Origin of the sequence: Vreelandella nigrificans, assembly GCF_002374315.1 — a bacterium.
Taxonomy (GTDB): Bacteria; Pseudomonadota; Gammaproteobacteria; order Pseudomonadales; family Halomonadaceae; genus Vreelandella; species Vreelandella nigrificans.
In genome coordinates this window covers 1-947 of the sequence record NZ_NWUX01000068.1, presented here as the reverse complement: position 1 = coordinate 947, position 947 = coordinate 1, and the positions used below count along the sequence as shown (strand labels likewise).

The 947-nt window shown below is 59.6% G+C and carries 2 protein-coding genes; both read left to right on the top strand.

What is annotated here, in order from left to right; translation table 11 throughout:
- Positions 1 to 497, top strand: a 497-nt coding sequence (locus CPA45_RS22500; RefSeq protein WP_279628837.1) for an SRPBCC family protein, incomplete at its 5' end; no start/stop codon positions are given.
- A gap of 26 nt (positions 498 to 523) precedes the next feature.
- Positions 524 to 947 (top strand): benzoate 1,2-dioxygenase small subunit (benB, locus tag CPA45_RS22495; RefSeq protein ID WP_096655532.1); only part of this gene is annotated, 424 nt, incomplete at its 3' end.

The following is a 947-nucleotide window of genomic DNA, read 5'->3' as shown; positions in this document are numbered from 1 at the left end:
TGGGCGACGCCCGGGCCGACTCCATCGTCAACCAAACGCGCAACCTCTGCCTCTACCCCAACGTCTACCTGATGGATCAGTTCTCCACCCAGATCCGTGTACTGCGCCCTATCGACGTGAATAAAACCGAAGTCACCATCTACTGCTTCGCACCCAAAGGCGAATCGGCTGAAAACCGAGAAGTACGCATCCGCCAGTACGAAGACTTCTTCAACGTCTCCGGCATGGGCACGCCCGACGACCTGGAAGAGTTCCGCGCCTGCCAAGAAGGCTATAACGGCGCCCTGGCCGAATGGAACGACCTCTCCCGCGGGGCCCAACAGTGGATCGAAGGCGCCGATGAAACGGCCCAGGCGATCGACATGAAACCTCTGCTCAGCGGCGCCTCCCCGGAAGACGAAGGGCTCTACGTGCTACACCACAAACACTGGGTCAGCGAAATGCTGCGCGCCATCGACAAAGAGCGCAGCCAGTTTATCGCCACCGCGTCCGCCTAAGCGTCTGAAGAGAGGAGAGAAGTGCTATGAGCATTAGCTATCACGACATCCAAGCTTTTTTGTACCGCGAAGCGCGGCTGCTGGACGACCGTGAGTGGGACGAGTGGCTCACGCTGTACCGTCAAGACGCCGAGTTCTGGATGCCCGCCTGGGATGACGACGACCAGTTGACCCGTGATCCGCACAGCGAGATCTCGCTGATCTACTACCCCAACCGCGACGGGCTAGAAGACCGGGTGTACCGCATCAAAACCGAGCGCAGCGGGGCGAGCACACCGGAACCGCGCACCACCCATCAGGTGACTAATCTTGAAATTCTGTCGCAAGAGGGTGACACGGTAACCCTGCGGTTCAACTGGCACACGCTCAACCACCGCTACAAGAAGACCGACAGCTTCTTCGGCACGAGCTTCTACACCCTGGACGTGTCGGGCGAGACCCCACTGATCA